General features: G+C 58.1%; 15 protein-coding genes and 1 tRNA gene. 11 read left to right on the top strand and 5 right to left on the bottom strand.

Annotated elements, in window-relative coordinates:
• Window positions 1-425: 425 nt before the first annotated feature.
• Entirely contained in the window at window positions 426-860 is a 435-nt protein-coding gene (locus ACR0LF_RS01865) for a hypothetical protein (RefSeq protein ID WP_480574118.1), read from the top strand.
• Window positions 861-871: 11 nt separating this feature from the next.
• Here the strand turns inward: ACR0LF_RS01865 and ACR0LF_RS01860 are convergent.
• The 4 genes from ACR0LF_RS01860 to pdxH form a co-directional block, all read right to left on the bottom strand.
• Window positions 872-948, bottom strand: a tRNA-Pro gene (locus ACR0LF_RS01860).
• 43 nt (window positions 949-991) lie between these two features.
• Window positions 992-1459, bottom strand: a complete 468-nt coding sequence (locus ACR0LF_RS01855) for a DUF192 domain-containing protein (RefSeq protein ID WP_480574115.1) — start codon at window positions 1457-1459, stop codon at window positions 992-994.
• 6 nt (window positions 1460-1465) lie between these two features.
• Complete coding sequence (locus ACR0LF_RS01850) at window positions 1466-1972, bottom strand: cold-shock protein (protein ID WP_480574112.1); 507 nt, start codon at window positions 1970-1972, stop codon at window positions 1466-1468.
• 142 nt (window positions 1973-2114) lie between these two features.
• Window positions 2115-2720 (bottom strand): pyridoxamine 5'-phosphate oxidase, encoded by a 606-nt coding sequence (gene pdxH / locus ACR0LF_RS01845; protein WP_480574109.1) that lies wholly within the window; start codon window positions 2718-2720, stop codon window positions 2115-2117.
• A 135-nt stretch (window positions 2721-2855) separates the two neighbouring features.
• On the opposite strand from pdxH, the gene fabI reads away from it, so the two are divergent.
• The 5 genes from fabI (at window position 2856) to trpE (ending at window position 8864) form a co-directional block, all read left to right on the top strand.
• The gene (gene fabI / locus ACR0LF_RS01840; protein WP_480574106.1) at window positions 2856-3662 is read left to right on the top strand and encodes an enoyl-ACP reductase FabI; all 807 of its coding nucleotides are present in this window, start codon (window positions 2856-2858) and stop codon (window positions 3660-3662) included.
• Window positions 3663-3667: 5 nt separating this feature from the next.
• Window positions 3668-4177: a xanthine phosphoribosyltransferase gene (gene gpt / locus ACR0LF_RS01835; RefSeq protein WP_480574103.1), complete on the top strand. Its 510-nt coding sequence runs from the start codon at window positions 3668-3670 to the stop codon at window positions 4175-4177.
• A 65-nt stretch (window positions 4178-4242) separates the two neighbouring features.
• Complete coding sequence (locus ACR0LF_RS01830; RefSeq protein WP_480574100.1) at window positions 4243-5418, top strand: aminotransferase; 1176 nt, start codon at window positions 4243-4245, stop codon at window positions 5416-5418.
• A gap of 80 nt (window positions 5419-5498) precedes the next feature.
• Window positions 5499-7340 (top strand): peptidyl-prolyl cis-trans isomerase, encoded by a 1842-nt coding sequence (locus tag ACR0LF_RS01825; protein ID WP_480574097.1) that lies wholly within the window; start codon window positions 5499-5501, stop codon window positions 7338-7340.
• 12 nt (window positions 7341-7352) lie between these two features.
• A complete protein-coding gene (gene trpE / locus ACR0LF_RS01820; RefSeq protein ID WP_480574094.1) occupies window positions 7353-8864 on the top strand; it encodes an anthranilate synthase component I in 1512 nt (503 codons plus the stop codon).
• A 57-nt stretch (window positions 8865-8921) separates the two neighbouring features.
• On the opposite strand, the gene ACR0LF_RS01815 is transcribed toward trpE, so the two are convergent.
• Window positions 8922-10355 (bottom strand): divergent polysaccharide deacetylase family protein, encoded by a 1434-nt coding sequence (locus ACR0LF_RS01815; protein WP_480574091.1) that lies wholly within the window; start codon window positions 10353-10355, stop codon window positions 8922-8924.
• Window positions 10356-10553: 198 nt separating this feature from the next.
• Between ACR0LF_RS01815 and ACR0LF_RS01810 the strand changes: the two genes are divergently transcribed.
• Genes ACR0LF_RS01810 through ACR0LF_RS01790 form a run of 5 tightly spaced genes read left to right on the top strand, consistent with a single transcriptional unit; the run spans window position 10554 to window position 14602 of the window.
• On the top strand, window positions 10554-11135 hold the full coding sequence (locus tag ACR0LF_RS01810; protein ID WP_480574088.1) for an anthranilate synthase component II: 582 nt from the start codon (window positions 10554-10556) through the stop codon (window positions 11133-11135).
• Window positions 11132-12151, top strand: a complete 1020-nt coding sequence (gene trpD / locus ACR0LF_RS01805; protein ID WP_480574085.1) for an anthranilate phosphoribosyltransferase — start codon at window positions 11132-11134, stop codon at window positions 12149-12151. The genes ACR0LF_RS01810 and trpD overlap by 4 nt, the downstream gene beginning before the upstream one ends.
• Entirely contained in the window at window positions 12148-12960 is an 813-nt protein-coding gene (gene trpC / locus ACR0LF_RS01800; RefSeq protein WP_480574082.1) for an indole-3-glycerol phosphate synthase TrpC, read from the top strand. The genes trpD and trpC overlap by 4 nt, the downstream gene beginning before the upstream one ends.
• Window positions 12960-13433 carry a cyclic pyranopterin monophosphate synthase MoaC gene (gene moaC, locus ACR0LF_RS01795; protein ID WP_480574080.1) on the top strand — a complete coding sequence of 158 codons (474 nt, stop codon included), beginning with the start codon at window positions 12960-12962 and terminating at the stop codon, window positions 13431-13433. The genes trpC and moaC overlap by 1 nt, the downstream gene beginning before the upstream one ends.
• The gene (locus ACR0LF_RS01790) at window positions 13430-14602 is read left to right on the top strand and encodes a molybdopterin molybdotransferase MoeA (RefSeq protein ID WP_480574077.1); all 1173 of its coding nucleotides are present in this window, start codon (window positions 13430-13432) and stop codon (window positions 14600-14602) included. The genes moaC and ACR0LF_RS01790 overlap by 4 nt, the downstream gene beginning before the upstream one ends.
• Window positions 14603-14619: the final 17 nt, after the last annotated feature.

Raw genomic sequence — 14619 nt, 5'->3', positions numbered from 1 at the left:
CAGCGCTAAAGCCGCAATTACGGCTGCACGTTAGTATTCTGTGCTTATCCGACCCTCGCCTGCTGCCTATTCCGGCTTAGACACCAGATATTGTGGCAATCTCGTTGGCCCATACAACTTGACGTATGTTGCCATAGTAGGTCAACGCCCTTTTTCAGCCATTTTTGAAATCTTTTATATTGACCTGACGGCTGAGAAAGCGCGCCTGCATGCCGGCTCCGATTCCTCCACAACTTCATCCACGGCAAATTTCCGCCGACTCGTCGAAGTCTCAAAACGAATTCTCGTTTTTACCAGCATAGTTATCTGCATTTGATCAACCGATACCATGCTGGTTAGGCTGAGAGAGAATCATCGCCGATCGGGCAAATCGCCCCGCGCCATGTGCCGACTGGTTCCTTCAAGAGTGAGAGGGTTTGACACGAATGAAATTGCTTCATTTTATCCCGGTCTTGGCCTGCATCGTGGCCTGCGCACCACAAGATGTGCCCATCGCATCACGCAGCGCACAGTTTGAAACCTACCCTCAACGCCTGTTCGATACGTTTGAAACCAGCTGCTCGGGTCCCGGTGAGTCTTTTGAAAAAATCGGGGACCAATCCTTTGAATGCAGGGAGTTTCTGCCCGCCAAGGCGACGGCGTACCTGATTCTGAACTATGACGGCCATCCGCAGGATCTGCCTCAAAGCGTCATGCGCCTTACATCGACCAAGACAGCTGCCGGATATCGCGTGGATGCGCGTGTCTTCTTCAGTGTGCCGCAAAAAACAGGCAGCGCGGTTGAAGTCCCCGTGGAAAGCAAGGTTTTGAACCAAGCCATCAGCGAGCTCTACCAAACAATGGGAGGCTCGCCGACATAGCTGGATGGAAGTGGTCGGGGCGGCAGGATTCGAACCTACGACCCCCTGTACCCAAAACAGGTGCGCTACCAGACTGCGCCACGCCCCGGACCGTGCGCCTTCCTAACGATGCCGATCTGATTTGAAAAGCCCTAACAGGGCCAAATTGCGGGACCTTGCGAAAAAATTTCATGCTGCATCTGGGTGCCGGGCTTGATGGAATAGCGCGCCGACAATCCGGCGTTGATTTCCAGCACCGCGAATACGGAAGCGCCACCTTCAATCGGTGTAAGGTCCCCCGGAATCGCCCCTTCATGCACGCGCGTCACGGTGCCAGTGCGGTCCAGAAAGATCATGTCGAGCGGAATCAGGGTGTTTTTCATCCAGAACACAACAGGCTGCGGCGGGTCAAACACGAACAACATACCGGATCGATTCGGTAGCGACTCACGAAACATCAAGCCACGGGACCGTTCCTGTGGTGTGGCAACGACTTCGACGTCAAACCGCACGGTCGCACTGTCATTCTTGAGTGTGACGCGGTCTGCCCTGCACGCAGCGAATGCCACTCCTGTCCACAGTATTAATACGAAGGTCAGTAATACCAGAAGCCGTTTCATGAGCGATTAGCTGTCCAGTGCTGCTTCCCAGGCCAGAACCTGCGCCGCCATCCGGCCGCGCTTGCCGTCGATTACCCGCATCGCCAGCGCTTCACCAGGTTGAAGATCGGCAAGACCTGAGCGGCGCAATACCTCGATGTGAAGGAACACATCTTCGCCACGCCCAAAGACATTCGCGAATCCAAAACCCTTGCCCTTGTCGAACCATTTCACCCGCGCGGCTTCCAGAGGGGCTTCTGCGATAACCACCGGATCCAGCTCGGCGAAATCGGCAAGCATCATCGAGTCGGTCCGTGCCGGTGGGTCAATCGCCACCACTTCCACCGCCTGGACCCCTCGGTCCGTGCGGTGGGTCATGATTTCAATACCGGCACCGTCTGCAACTGAGCTCTGGCCGAAATTGCGCAGAACATTCACGTGCAACAGGATATCCGGGCCGCCATCGTCAGACACGACAAAGCCATACCCCTTGGCGGGGTCGAACCATTTTACGTGTCCACGGACGCGATACATGTTGTTCAGGTCTTCTGGCACGGTTTTCCCATCGCGAATTTTAGCAGTTCGTTAAGGGTTTGTTGTTTATGGGAATAGCAGACAAATTCAAGTTGAAAAAGTCGTTTATTATCTGACTGTTGCATTTCACGACACGTGAACGTCATGGATTCAACCTCTCAACATGCCATGCCGATCCCGGCTCAATTCGTTGCCATCTGAACCGATCATGTAGGCGAAACGCCCCGTCGGCCCAAAACTCAATCTCTGTCGGCGTCAATCTGTAGCCGCCCCAAAATGGGGGACGTGGCGGTTTCGGTCCCAGTTTCGCCGTCACTTTCGCGACCTCTGCCATCAGGGCGGCGCGACTGGCAAGCGGTTGCGACTGTTTCGACGCCCAAGCCCCGAGGCGGCTTTTTAGTGACCTCGATGCATAATACTCGTCTGCCTGAGGCCCGTTTTCGCGGGTTATAGTACCACGAACTCGCAGCTGACGCCGCAAAGATTTCCAATGCATCACAAAGGCAGCTTTTCCGGCCGTATCCAGCTCACCCGCTTTGGTGCTTTCGTAATTCGTATAGAACACAAAGGAATCCGCTTCGATTTCCTTCAGCAACACCATGCGGACGTTCGGCAATCCATCGGAATCGACGGTTGCCAGTGCAATCGCATTCGGATCGTTCACTTCTGTTTCTTCAGCCTCAGCCAACCACCGAGCCGCTATTTCAAACGGATCGGAGCCAGCAAATATGCCTTCACGCTCGGTCATTTCCATCCCCTGGAAAGTATTAAGATCGAACCTAAGGCGAGAACCCGCTGCGGGCAAGAGCGCACGGCCTTGAAGCAACGCTACCAATGGCATAAACCAACTCAATAATACGCGACGAGAGGCGGAGAACCTAACATGTCAAATCAGTTGATGGCCGGCAAACGCGGCCTCATCATGGGACTGGCCAATGACAAATCAATCGCATGGGGAATCGCCCGCGCCTTGTCCGACGCCGGGGCCGAGTTGGCCTTTTCCTACCAGGGCGACGCATTGAAAAAGCGTGTAGACCCGCTGGCGGCGCAATTGGGAAGCGAAATCGTTCTGCCCTGCGATGTCAGTGACGAAGCATCGATTGATGCGCTTTTCACTGCGTTGGAAGAGAAATGGGGCAAGCTGGACTTCGTCGTTCACGCCATCGGCTTTTCCGATAAGAACGAATTGCGCGGACGCTATGTCGACACCAGCCGGGCAAATTTCAATCTGACGATGGATGTGTCGGTCTATTCCTTCACCGCGGTGATGCAACGCGCTGAAAAGATGATGACAGAAGGCGGCAGCGCCGTGACGCTCACCTATTACGGTGCCGAGCAGGTCATGCCACACTATAATGTGATGGGCGTTGCCAAGGCCGCGCTGGAGGCATCGGTCAAATATCTTGCCGAAGATCTGGGTAAAGATGGTATCCGGGTGAACTCGATCTCCGCAGGTCCGATCAAGACGCTGGCCGCCAGTGGTATCGGTGATTTCCGCTATATTATGAAGTGGAACGAATATAACTCGCCCCTGCGCCGTAACGTAACAATCGACGATGTCGGCAACTCGGCACTGTACCTGCTGTCGGATCTGTCCAGCGGCGTCACTGGTGAGAATCTGCACGTAGATTCGGGGTATCACATTGTCGGCATGAAAGCTGTTGACGCCCCTGACGTCGAAAAAGGGTAAGAACCATGAGCGCCAAAGACCGCCTGCCCCACGAAAAAGGCTTTCACATCAGCTGGGACCAGATTCACCGTGATTCGCGCGCGCTGGCCTGGCGACTCGACGGACAAGGCCCGGACGATGGAGCCTGGCGCGCCGTTGTTGCCATCACCCGTGGCGGCATGGCCCCTGCGATGATCGTCAGCCGCGAGCTGGACATTCGCACGGTCGATACTGTCAGCGTGAAATCCTACCACCATCAGGCGCAGGGCGAGGCAGAGGTGCTCAAAGCGCCGAATGCTGACCTGATGGGCGACGGCACCGGTATTCTGATCATCGACGACCTGGTCGACAGCGGAAAAACGCTGGAGCTTGTGCGCGACATGTATCCAAACGCACATTTCGCGACGGTTTACGCAAAACCCAAGGGCCGCCCGATGGTGGACACGTTCATCACCGAGGTCAGTCAGGACACTTGGATCTTTTTCCCATGGGATATGGCGCTGCAATATGTCGAGCCCTATCGAGGCACCGACTGATCCCTTCTTCTGTTCAAAAATACCTCGGAGCGGGAGGCAGAGCCTCGCATTGAAACCGGCACGCCATGACCCAGACACGCACCAGCGCCACCTTTTCCCCTCCGGTGATGGAGGCGCGCCGATGGGTCGAGGGCGTCACGTTCCCATCTGATCGCCCACTGATCAACGTAAGTCAGGCGGCCCCGGTTGATCCGCCGCCATTGGCCATGCGTGAGGCAATGGCCGAGTTCGCCATACGCGAAGACAGCGCACATCTCTATGGCCCGGTGTTGGGAAATGACGATCTGCGCTTTGAACTGGCGGCCCAGATCAGCGCGCACTATGCGGCTCAAGTAGACGCATCTCAGGTCGCCATCACCTCGGGCTGCAATCAGGCGTTTTCGGCGGTGATCTCGGCAATCACCGGTGAAGCAGATGAGGTCATCCTGCCAACCCCTTGGTATTTCAACCATAAAATGTGGCTGGATATGGCAGGTATACGTACTGTGGATCTGCCGACAGGCAACGACCTTCTGCCCGACCCCGAGAGTGCACGTGCTTTGATCACTGACAAGACCCGTGCCATCGCCTTGGTCACACCCAACAATCCGGGCGGTGTCGAATACCCGGCAATCCTTGTCCGCGCCTTCTATGACCTGGCGCGCGAAACCGGGATTCGCCTGATTGTCGATGAAACCTACCGCGATTTCGACAGCCGCAGCGGCCCTCCGCATGACCTGTTTCAACAACCGGAGTGGGACGATACTCTGGTCCACCTATACTCCTTTTCCAAGGCCTATCGCCTGACAGGCCATCGGGTTGGGGCAATCGCGACCAGCCAGAGGCTATTGGCAGAGGTGGAGAAATTTCTGGACACCGTCGCCATCTGCCCGGGTCAGATCGGTCAGTTCGCTGCACTTTGGGGCATGCAGAATCTGCCGCAATGGCTGGCGGGTGAGCGCGACGAAATCCTGGACCGCCGCGCCGCCATCGCGGAAGGCATGCCTGCGCTCAAGGCCAAGGGGTGGCGTCTTTTGGGACTTGGCGCGTATTTCGCCTATCTCGAACACCCGTTTGACATGGCGTCGGATGAGCTCGCCCGTCGTTTGGTAAGCGAAGCCGGTGTTCTGCTTCTACCCGGCACCATGTTCATGCCCGACCATGACCCGGCGGGAAAGCGACAGGTCCGCATTGCTTTTGCCAATCTCGACCGGGCCGGTTTGGGCCAATTGTTCGACCGGTTGCAGGCCCTGTCCTTCTGAGCTTGCTCCCCGGCGGTGTGCGTCGTATTCAGGGCCGCAACCGACAGGGCAGATCGCTGCCGTAATAACAAGAGGGCACCATGGCCGCAGGCGCTAAAAGTCTTTCGAAAACCTTTGTCTGGATTCTGATGGGCCTGCTGATGCTGGGCCTTGCGGGCTTTGGCGCAACTAACCTCAGCGGTACGGTTCGAACTGTCGCGCAAGTGGGCGACGAAAGCGTCTCGGTCGAGGATTATGTGCGTGAGTTGCAGCGTGAGATCCGCGCGGTTGAGGCGCAATCCGGTCAATCCCTGCAAATGTCACAGGCACGCGATTTGGGTCTGGACCGAAACGCCCTTGCCCGTTTGACGGCATTGGCCTCACTGGACAACGAGGTTGCCCAGCTCGGGCTGTCCATCGGCGACGAGAACCTGCAGCAGGAGATTGTCTCGATCCCGGCCTTTCAAGGTGTCAACGGCAGCTTCGATCGCGAATCATATCGGTTTCAGCTGGAACAGGTCGGCATGACGGATTCCGAGTTCGAAACGGATCTGCGTAAAGAATCCGCACGGACAATTGTTCAGGGCGCGATCATGGGCGGCGTGGAAATGCCTGCAACTCTGACGGATACAATGACGGACTACATCGGCGCCCGGCGCAGCTTTACCGTCGCGACTGTTGGAACTGAAACGTTGGAAACTCCTGTGGCCGAACCGACGGACGCACAGATCCAGACTTTCTACGATGACAATGGCGATCTGTTCACCCTGCCCCGCACCAAACAACTGACCTATGCGATTCTGTCGCCCTCCATGTTGGTGGACACGGTAGAAGTCGATGAAGACGCGCTGCGTCGCCTCTATGAGGAACGATCCGCTGAATACAATCAGCCAGAACGCCGTTTGGTGGAACGTTTGAACTTCCCGAACGAGCAAGCCGCCAATGACGCTTTGGCGCAGCTTGAAGTGGGCGGCACGACCTTCGAGCAGCTGGTCCGGGATCGTGACCTTGAACTGAACGACATTGATCTGGGTGACATGACCCGAGAGGATCTGGGCGAAGCCGCCGACGCGGTGTTTGCAGCGGAACTTGACGCCGTTGTTGGTCCCCTGCCATCCGTGTTTGGCCCGGCCCTGTTCCGCGTCAACGGCTCGCTGGCCGCGAACAACGTGCCTTTTGAAGAGGCCGAACCAGCGTTGCGGGAAGAGCTTGCGACAGAACGCGCCCGTCGTCTGATCGAAGCCCAATCCGAAGACATCAACGACATGCTGGCCGGTGGCGCCACGCTGGAAGAGCTGGCGGGTGAAACCGAAATGGAACTTGGCCAGATCGACTGGACCCGCGACAGCGCCGATGGCGTTGCGGCGTATGATGGGTTCCGCGTGGCTGCCGAGGTCGTACAGGAAGGTGATTTCCCTGAAATCGCATTCCTTGAGGACGGCTCTATCTTTGCCCTGCGCCTCAACGAGGTTCTGCCGCAACGCCCGGAGCCTCTGGACAGCGCCCGCGACCGCGTTGCAGCGGCCTGGAAACTGGCCGAGACAAACAAGGCCCTGCAGGATCAGGCGAATTCTGTGCTGACCCAACTTGCCACGGATGGTGACTTTACCGAAACCGGCCTCCCGTTCCGCGTGGAAAACGCTCTGACCCGAACCGCGTTTCTTGATGACGTCCCCGCCGATTTCATGAACGAAGTGTTCGAGATGGATCCGGGTGAACTGCGGGTCATCGGCGGTAACGGCGCGGCCCTGATCGTGCGTCTGGACGAAATCCTGCCCCCGGCAGATACCGATGAACTGCGTCAGTTGCGCGACGCTCTGGGCACGCAGATGGATCAGGCACTGGCACAGAACATTTTCGACGCCTATGTGCGCGACGCCCAGACCCGAGCCCGCCCCGTGGTGGACCAGCAAGCGCTGAACGCCGTGCAGGCGAGCTTTTAAGACGAGACCAATATGGCCCTGACACCCGAATTCGACATCTTCGCGCGCGCCTATGAAGCGGGCGAAAATCAGGTGGTTTATACCCGTCTGGCCGCCGATCTGGACACGCCGGTGTCACTGATGCTCAAGCTGACGGGCGCGCAGAAAGATGCGTTCATGCTGGAGTCGGTGACGGGCGGCGAGGTGCGCGGCCGGTATTCGATCATAGGTATGAAACCCGACCTGATCTGGCGCTGCCGCGGGGAAACCTCGGAACTGAACCGTTCGGCCCGGTTCGAAGCCGAGGCGTTTTCTCCGCAGGACGGCAACCCGATGGACAATTTGCGGGCCTTGCTGGCCGAAAGCAAGATCGACCTTCCGGAAGACTTGCCTCAGGCCGCAGCCGGTCTGTTCGGGTATCTGGGTTATGACATGGTTCGGCTGGTCGAATACCTGCCGGATGTGAACCCTGATCCCTTGGGCCTGCCCGATGCGATCATGTTGCGCCCTTCCGTCATCGCGGTGTTGGATGGTGTCAAAGGTGAAGTGACCGTGGTTTCACCCGCCTGGGCCAGCGAAGGCCAATCAGCAAAGGCCGCTTACGCGCAGGCGGCTGAGCGTGTGATGGATGCCGTGCGCGATCTGGAACGCGCCATGCCCGCAGAAACCCGCGATCTGGGCGATGCGCGCGAAGTTGCACCGCCGGTGTCCAACTTCACCAAATCCGGTTATATGGAAGCGGTTGAAAAGGCCAAGGAATACATCCGCGCGGGAGATATTTTTCAGGTCGTTCCAGCACAGCGCTGGTCACAGGATTTCCCGCTGCCGCCCTTCACGCTGTATCGCTCGCTGCGACGTACCAACCCGTCACCGTTCATGTTCTATTTCAACTTCGGTGGATTTCAGGTCGTCGGTGCCAGCCCCGAGATTCTGGTGCGTGTGTTTGGCAGTGAAGTCACCATTCGTCCCATCGCAGGCACCCGCCCCCGTGGCGCGACGCCCGAAGAAGACAAGGCGAATGAGCTTGATCTGCTGGCCGACAAGAAAGAACTGGCAGAACATCTGATGCTGCTGGATCTCGGTCGCAACGATACCGGGCGCGTTTCGAAGATCGGCACCGTCCGTCCGACCGAAGAGTTCATCATCGAACGCTACAGCCACGTCATGCATATCGTGTCAAACGTTGTGGGCGAGTTGGCCGAAGACAAAGACGCGCTGGATGCCTTCTTTGCCGGGATGCCAGCGGGAACAGTCTCGGGTGCGCCCAAGGTACGTGCGATGGAGATCATCGACGAATTGGAACCGGAAAAACGCGGTGTCTATGGCGGCGGCGTCGGTTACTTCAGCGCAGGCGGCGACATGGATATGTGTATTGCCCTGCGCACAGCCATCGTGAAAGACCAGAAACTCTATATCCAGGCCGGTGGCGGTGTTGTCTATGACAGCGACCCCGAGGCCGAGTTCATGGAAACCGTCCATAAATCCAACGCCATACGGCGCGCGGCAGCTGATGCCGCGCGGTTTACCGGCAACGGGAACAGCTAAAAAACAAGGGCGGCTGATCAGATGATCGCCGCCCTTTTTAGATCCTATGTTCGCAGGTCACTGCACCTGTTTCATCATGACAGCCGAAATCGGAGCCATAGCCACACGGCTTCCCCGATCTTCGAGCCCCCACAACAACAGGGCTGAAATCGTCTCGGGACGTACGCGCCCCAGCATGACCACAGTTCCTTCCTGCCCAGCACGGAACGCTGCCTGATCCAGGAACCTGCGCATGACCTTGGGATCCTGACGCGCGCCATCGATATCACGGAACACGACACCGGATGGGATACCGTTGCGGGCCGCCAGCTTCTGGACCGTGTTCAGCCCATTATCCTGCGTAATAAGCCCCCGGCCCGTCCCGGCCGCAATCGCAGCGACCTGATCCGCCAGTTTGCGATTGCCCTGAATGCCACTGGTCACGCCTTCCAGAATTCCTACTGTTTCGGGCAAGGTATCCAGCCACACAGACAGCGAAACCTCGGCATCCTGAGCGCTTGCGGCCTCGGGCAGGTCCGCAAGGGCCAGAACTTCGAAACCGGCCTCACGATGCCGCGCCATCTTTTCTGCCGCGTTCGGATCAGACGGGTTCACGGCAAAGCTGATCGGATAGGGAAAATCCTGCAACGCTTCGGACCCGAATGCGCCTTCATCATCAATCAGAATGATCGACATCAGCGGCTTTGCCTCGGGGTTATCAAACTTGGCCGCAAAACGCTCTATCGGTTTTCCTGATTTCGATTGCTCGGCAGAAGCTTGTTCCACGACGGGCTCATCATCACGCTCTGTCAGCGGTACAACACGCTTCCCGATGATCGAGCTGCCACTACTGTCTTGCTCACCCCCGATCTGAGGCAACGCTGCGATGCGTGGCAGTTTTCGGGGCAAGGTGTCTTCATCCCCTTCCACCGCAATCGGGCTATTTTCAAAGGGATTTTCTTCTTCGGTTTCCGTAAGCTTAGGATCCAACTCCGGCTCGGTCTGCGGCAGTGGTTCCGGTTCAGGTTGAAGAACTGCGACCTCTGTATTCTCAGGCTCTGTTGGCGGCGCTGGAGTTTCGTCAATTACTGCGGGCAGCACATCGTCCTGCTGAATCGCCGGTGCCTGGCTTGGTTCCGGTGGAGCAGCGGGCGCTTCGGTCACAACGGACACTTCATGTGCGACCGCGGCTTCTGGCTGGTTCAGAGCTTCATTTGTTGCGCCTACAACTGGCTGAGAATCAGACGACGATTCAAGCCCCGACAGATCCGCCAGATCCTCGCTGGCGTCATCGGCGGCTTCTGGCGCACGCGGGGCCAATTCCACCAGATCGGCATCAGAACCGGCCTCGACCACTTCGGCCAGTGCCTCGGGTGTTTCAGAAATCGTCGGCGCCGGTGCTTCGGTTGAGACAACCGGCGTATTGACCATCGGCGTCTTGAGCGACACGATCACGCCCAAGATCAAAACAACGATCGCCCCAGCGACCATTCCTCCGAAAAATCCGCCCATTTTCCTGCCTTTCGCCTCTTTTCTCTGCCTCGTCCAGCTCTGCGCCATCTGATGTGGCGCTCGGCCAATTGAACGCGTCAGAAACGGTATGTCCTCTTGACGCTGCCGCTCAAGCCTGAGCATGTATGTGCGGACATTATACCGTGGCCCGGGGCTGCATCGCCAGCCCGAAATGCCCAAGCGAAGATAAGTGCCCATATGCTGCTGCTGATCGACAACTACGACTCGTTTACCTACAATTTGGTACATTATTTAGGCGAACTTGGTGCCGAAATGGTCATTCGCCGGAATGATGCGCTGGATGTGCAGGAAGCGATGGCCATGAACCCCGCCGGTATCCTGCTAAGCCCCGGCCCCTGCGACCCGGATCAGGCCGGGATTTGCCTTGCGCTGACCGAAGCTGCCGCAGAAACCAAAACGCCTTTGTTGGGGGTTTGTCTTGGTCACCAGACCATCGGGCAGGTTTTCGGGGGCAAGGTAATCCGGTGCCACGAGATCGTGCACGGCAAGATGGGCACCATGAACCACTCTGGCAAAGGCGTGTTCGCTGGTCTGCCCTCACCTTTTGAGGCCACCCGGTACCATTCGCTGATCGTGGAACGCGACACCCTGCCAGATTGTCTGGAGATCACGGCCGAGTTGGAAGACGGCACGATCATGGGTCTGCAACACAAGGAATTGCCGATCCACGGTGTACAGTTCCACCCGGAATCCATCGCGTCCGAGCATGGTCACGCCTTGCTCAAGAACTTCCTTCAAGAACTGAAAGTCCCAGCATGAGCGACGCGCTTAAACCGCTGATCGGAGCCGCTGCCGATCGCCCTTTGACACGTGATGAGGCCGAGCAGGCCTTTGCCATTCTGTTCGAAGGCGAAGCGACACCCAGCCAGATCGGCGGATTGCTGATGGCCATGCGGACACGCGGCGAGACGGTCGAAGAATACGCCGCAGCCGCAGCCGTGATGCGCTCGAAATGCAACGCCGTGAAGGCGCCCGAAGGGGCGATGGATATCGTTGGTACGGGCGGTGATGGCAAAGGTACCCTGAATATCTCGACCGCGACGGCCTTTGTCGTGGCCGGTGCCGGAGTGACGGTCGCCAAACACGGCAATCGCAATCTGAGCTCCAAATCCGGCGCGGCGGATGCTTTGGGCCAGATGGGCATCAACGTCATGGTTGGCCCGCAAGTTGTTGAGAATGCTCTGAAAGACGTCGGAATAGGCTTCATGATGGCACCGATGCATCACCCGGCGATTGCCCATGTGATGCCGTCCCGGCAAGAATTGGGGACGCGTACGATTTTCAATATCCTTGGCCCTCTGACCAACCCCGCTGGCGTCAAACGGCAGTTGACCGGTGCGTTCAGCCGCGACCTGATCCGCCCAATGGCCGAAACGCTTGGCCTGCTGGGCTCTGACCGGGCGTGGCTCGTGCATGGCTCGGACGGGACCGATGAATTGACGATCACTGGCGTAAGCTGGGTCGCTGCTCTGGAAGACGGCATGGTGAAAGAGGTCGAACTGCACCCCGAGGATGCAGGTCTGCCCGTACATCCGTTCGAGGATATTATCGGCGGCACACCAGAAGAGAACGCCATTGCCTTCCGTGCTCTGCTGGGTGGTGCGCCTTCGGCCTATCGCGACGCAGTGTTGCTGAATTCGGCGGCCGCGCTGGTTGTGGCCGAGGCTGCGAACGATCTGCGCGAGGGCGTGGCCATGGCCGCTGAAAGCATCGACAGTGGCAACGCCAAAAACAAAATCACGGCCTTGGCCGCCAAGACACAGGAAGCCGCATGACCGAAACCGTTCTGGACAAAATCAAAGCCTACAAACTGGAAGAAGTCGCGGCGGACAAGGCGCAGAAGTCACTGGAAACTCTGGAGGGTGAAGCACGCGCTGCATCGGAAACACGTGGTTTTGCCAACGCGTTGCAACACGCCTCGCGGCAAGGGTATGGCCTGATTGCCGAGGTCAAGAAGGCCAGCCCGTCCAAGGGTCTGATCCGTCCTGATTTCAACCCGCCTGAACTGGCCAAAGCTTATGAGGGTGGCGGTGCGGCGTGTTTGTCCGTGCTGACCGACACCCCGAGCTTCCAGGGCGCGAAAGAGTTTCTCACTCAGGCGCGCGACGCGACTTCCCTGCCCGCTTTGCGCAAAGACTTCATGTATGAACCCTATCAGGTGGTCGAAGCGCGCGCATTGGGGGCCGACTGTATTCTAATAATCATGGCCTCGGTCAGCGACGATCAGGCGGCCGAATTGGAACAAACCGCATTCGATTGGGAGATGGATGTTCTGATCGAAGTGCATGACGAAGCGGAGCTTGAACGCGCAGCGCAACTGAAAAGCCCCTTGATCGGCATCAACAACCGCAATCTCAAAACCTTCGAGACCACGCTCGATACAACGCGCCGCCTGTCCAAACTGGTGCCTGCGGACCGAACAATCGTTTGCGAAAGCGGACTGGGCACACCAGACGATCTGAAGGACATTGCGCGTTACGGTGCCCGTTGCTTCCTGATCGGTGAAAGCCTGATGCGTCAGGACGATGTCGAGGCCGCCACGCGCCACATCCTGTCCAATCCCCTAATCCCCGGAGTGATGTGATGCCGTTGACCCATTTCGATGCCCAAGGTCAGGCGCATATGGTCGATGTCTCGGACAAAGAGGTAACCGACCGTGTCGCAGTAGCCGCTGGTCACATCAAGATGGCAGCAGAAACCTTTGAAATCATTTCAGAAGGACGCGCCAAAAAAGGCGACGTTCTGGGCATAGCTCGTCTGGCGGGTATCATGGGCGCCAAGAAAACGCCGGACCTGATTCCGCTGTGCCACCCTCTGCCGGTCACCAAGGTGGCTGTCGAACTGACGCTTGACCCGGAATTGCCGGGTGTTCAAATCGAAGCCACGGTCAAAACCTCGGGCCAGACCGGGGTCGAGATGGAGGCCCTGACCGCCGTCTCAACCGCAGCCCTGACGGTGTATGACATGACCAAGGCAGTCGATAAGGCGATGGAGATCGGCGGCATCCGCGTTCTTCTTAAAGATGGCGGAAAATCAGGGCGTTACGAGGCGACATGATAACGGTCGAAGAGGCGCGTTCCCTGCTGTTCGATCTTGTGGGGCCTTTACCTTCGGAAGAAGTTCCACTCTCCCAATCAGCCGGTCGCGTTCTGTCGCGCGATGTCGCGGCGACACGCGACCAACCGCCTTTTGCCGCGTCATCGATGGATGGCTATGCGGTCAAATCCGACGAAGTCGAACTGCACGCCATGTTCAAAGTTGTGGGCGAATCTGCGGCTGGCCGACGTTACGACGGCACGGTGGGTCCCGGTCAGGCCGTTCGCATATTTACTGGCGCTCCAGTTCCGAACGGCGCTGATTTCGTTGTGATTCAGGAAGATACAGACCGGCGTGGCGATCTCATAACGATCACCGACTCCCCTGGACCAAAAACAAACATCCGCCCCGCAGGCGTTGACTTTGCCGCTGGGACGTCCATTACCGCTCCACGTTTGATCCGCGCCGAAGATGTCGCCCTAATGGCCGCGATGAACATCCCTCGCGTTCCAGTTTCGCGCAAACCCGTGATCGCGCTGATTTCGACCGGTGACGAACTGGTCATGCCCGGCGAAGACCCGGGCCCGGATCAGATCATTGCCTCAAACACGATTGGCCTGCAGGCGATGCTGGAGGGGCTTGGGGCTTCGGTTCGCGTTCTTCCGATCGCGAGGGACACTGTATCGTCGCTCGAAACTGCCTTTGGCCTTGCGCAAGGGGCGGATCTGGTCGTGACGATCGGCGGTGCGTCGGTTGGAGATTACGACCTCGTCTCGGACGTCTCGCAGGGCTTGGGGATGGAGCAATCCTTCTACAAGATCCGAATGCGACCGGGTAAACCGCTAATGGCCGGTCGCATAGGTGAAACGGCCATGGTCGGCCTGCCGGGCAACCCGGTTAGCGCGATGGTTTGCGGATACCTGTTCCTGGCGCCGATGGTTCGGCGAATGCTGGGGCTGGATCACGTGGTTCCACCGTTCCGCACCGCGCAGCTAAACGCACCCCTGTCTGAAAACGGCCCGCGCGAACATTACATGCGTGCGGTTTTGACTGATACCGGTATTACTGCCTGCGCAGATCAGGACAGTTCGCTTCTCAGCGTACTGGCGCAGGCCAACGCGCTTTTAGTCCGTGCGCCACGCGATCCCGCGCGCAAAGCTGGGGAAACGGTTCACTACCTGCCCATCTGAGATGTTCTCAAATCCGT

This window comes from Ruegeria sp. E8, from assembly GCF_056533985.1.
This window is presented reverse-complemented; position numbering and strand designations above follow the sequence as displayed.

Excerpts from the sequence above, each read along its gene's own strand:
- ACR0LF_RS01855 (WP_480574115.1), bottom strand. The coding sequence starts at position 1,459 with ATGAAACGGCTTCTGGTATTACTGACCTTCGTATTAATACTGTGGACA.
- ACR0LF_RS01790 (WP_480574077.1), top strand. The coding sequence starts at position 13,430 with ATGATAACGGTCGAAGAGGCGCGTTCCCTGCTGTTCGATCTTGTGGGG.
- trpE (WP_480574094.1), top strand. The coding sequence starts at position 7,353 with ATGGCCCTGACACCCGAATTCGACATCTTCGCGCGCGCCTATGAAGCG.
- ACR0LF_RS01865 (WP_480574118.1), top strand. The coding sequence starts at position 426 with ATGAAATTGCTTCATTTTATCCCGGTCTTGGCCTGCATCGTGGCCTGC.
- trpC (WP_480574082.1), top strand. The coding sequence starts at position 12,148 with ATGACCGAAACCGTTCTGGACAAAATCAAAGCCTACAAACTGGAAGAA.
- moaC (WP_480574080.1), top strand. The coding sequence starts at position 12,960 with ATGCCGTTGACCCATTTCGATGCCCAAGGTCAGGCGCATATGGTCGAT.
- ACR0LF_RS01825 (WP_480574097.1), top strand. The coding sequence starts at position 5,499 with ATGGCCGCAGGCGCTAAAAGTCTTTCGAAAACCTTTGTCTGGATTCTG.
- ACR0LF_RS01850 (WP_480574112.1), bottom strand. The coding sequence starts at position 1,972 with ATGTATCGCGTCCGTGGACACGTAAAATGGTTCGACCCCGCCAAGGGG.
- pdxH (WP_480574109.1), bottom strand. The coding sequence starts at position 2,720 with ATGACCGAGCGTGAAGGCATATTTGCTGGCTCCGATCCGTTTGAAATA.
- gpt (WP_480574103.1), top strand. The coding sequence starts at position 3,668 with ATGAGCGCCAAAGACCGCCTGCCCCACGAAAAAGGCTTTCACATCAGC.
- ACR0LF_RS01810 (WP_480574088.1), top strand. The coding sequence starts at position 10,554 with ATGCTGCTGCTGATCGACAACTACGACTCGTTTACCTACAATTTGGTA.
- trpD (WP_480574085.1), top strand. The coding sequence starts at position 11,132 with ATGAGCGACGCGCTTAAACCGCTGATCGGAGCCGCTGCCGATCGCCCT.
- fabI (WP_480574106.1), top strand. The coding sequence starts at position 2,856 with ATGTCAAATCAGTTGATGGCCGGCAAACGCGGCCTCATCATGGGACTG.
- ACR0LF_RS01815 (WP_480574091.1), bottom strand. The coding sequence starts at position 10,355 with ATGGGCGGATTTTTCGGAGGAATGGTCGCTGGGGCGATCGTTGTTTTG.
- ACR0LF_RS01830 (WP_480574100.1), top strand. The coding sequence starts at position 4,243 with ATGACCCAGACACGCACCAGCGCCACCTTTTCCCCTCCGGTGATGGAG.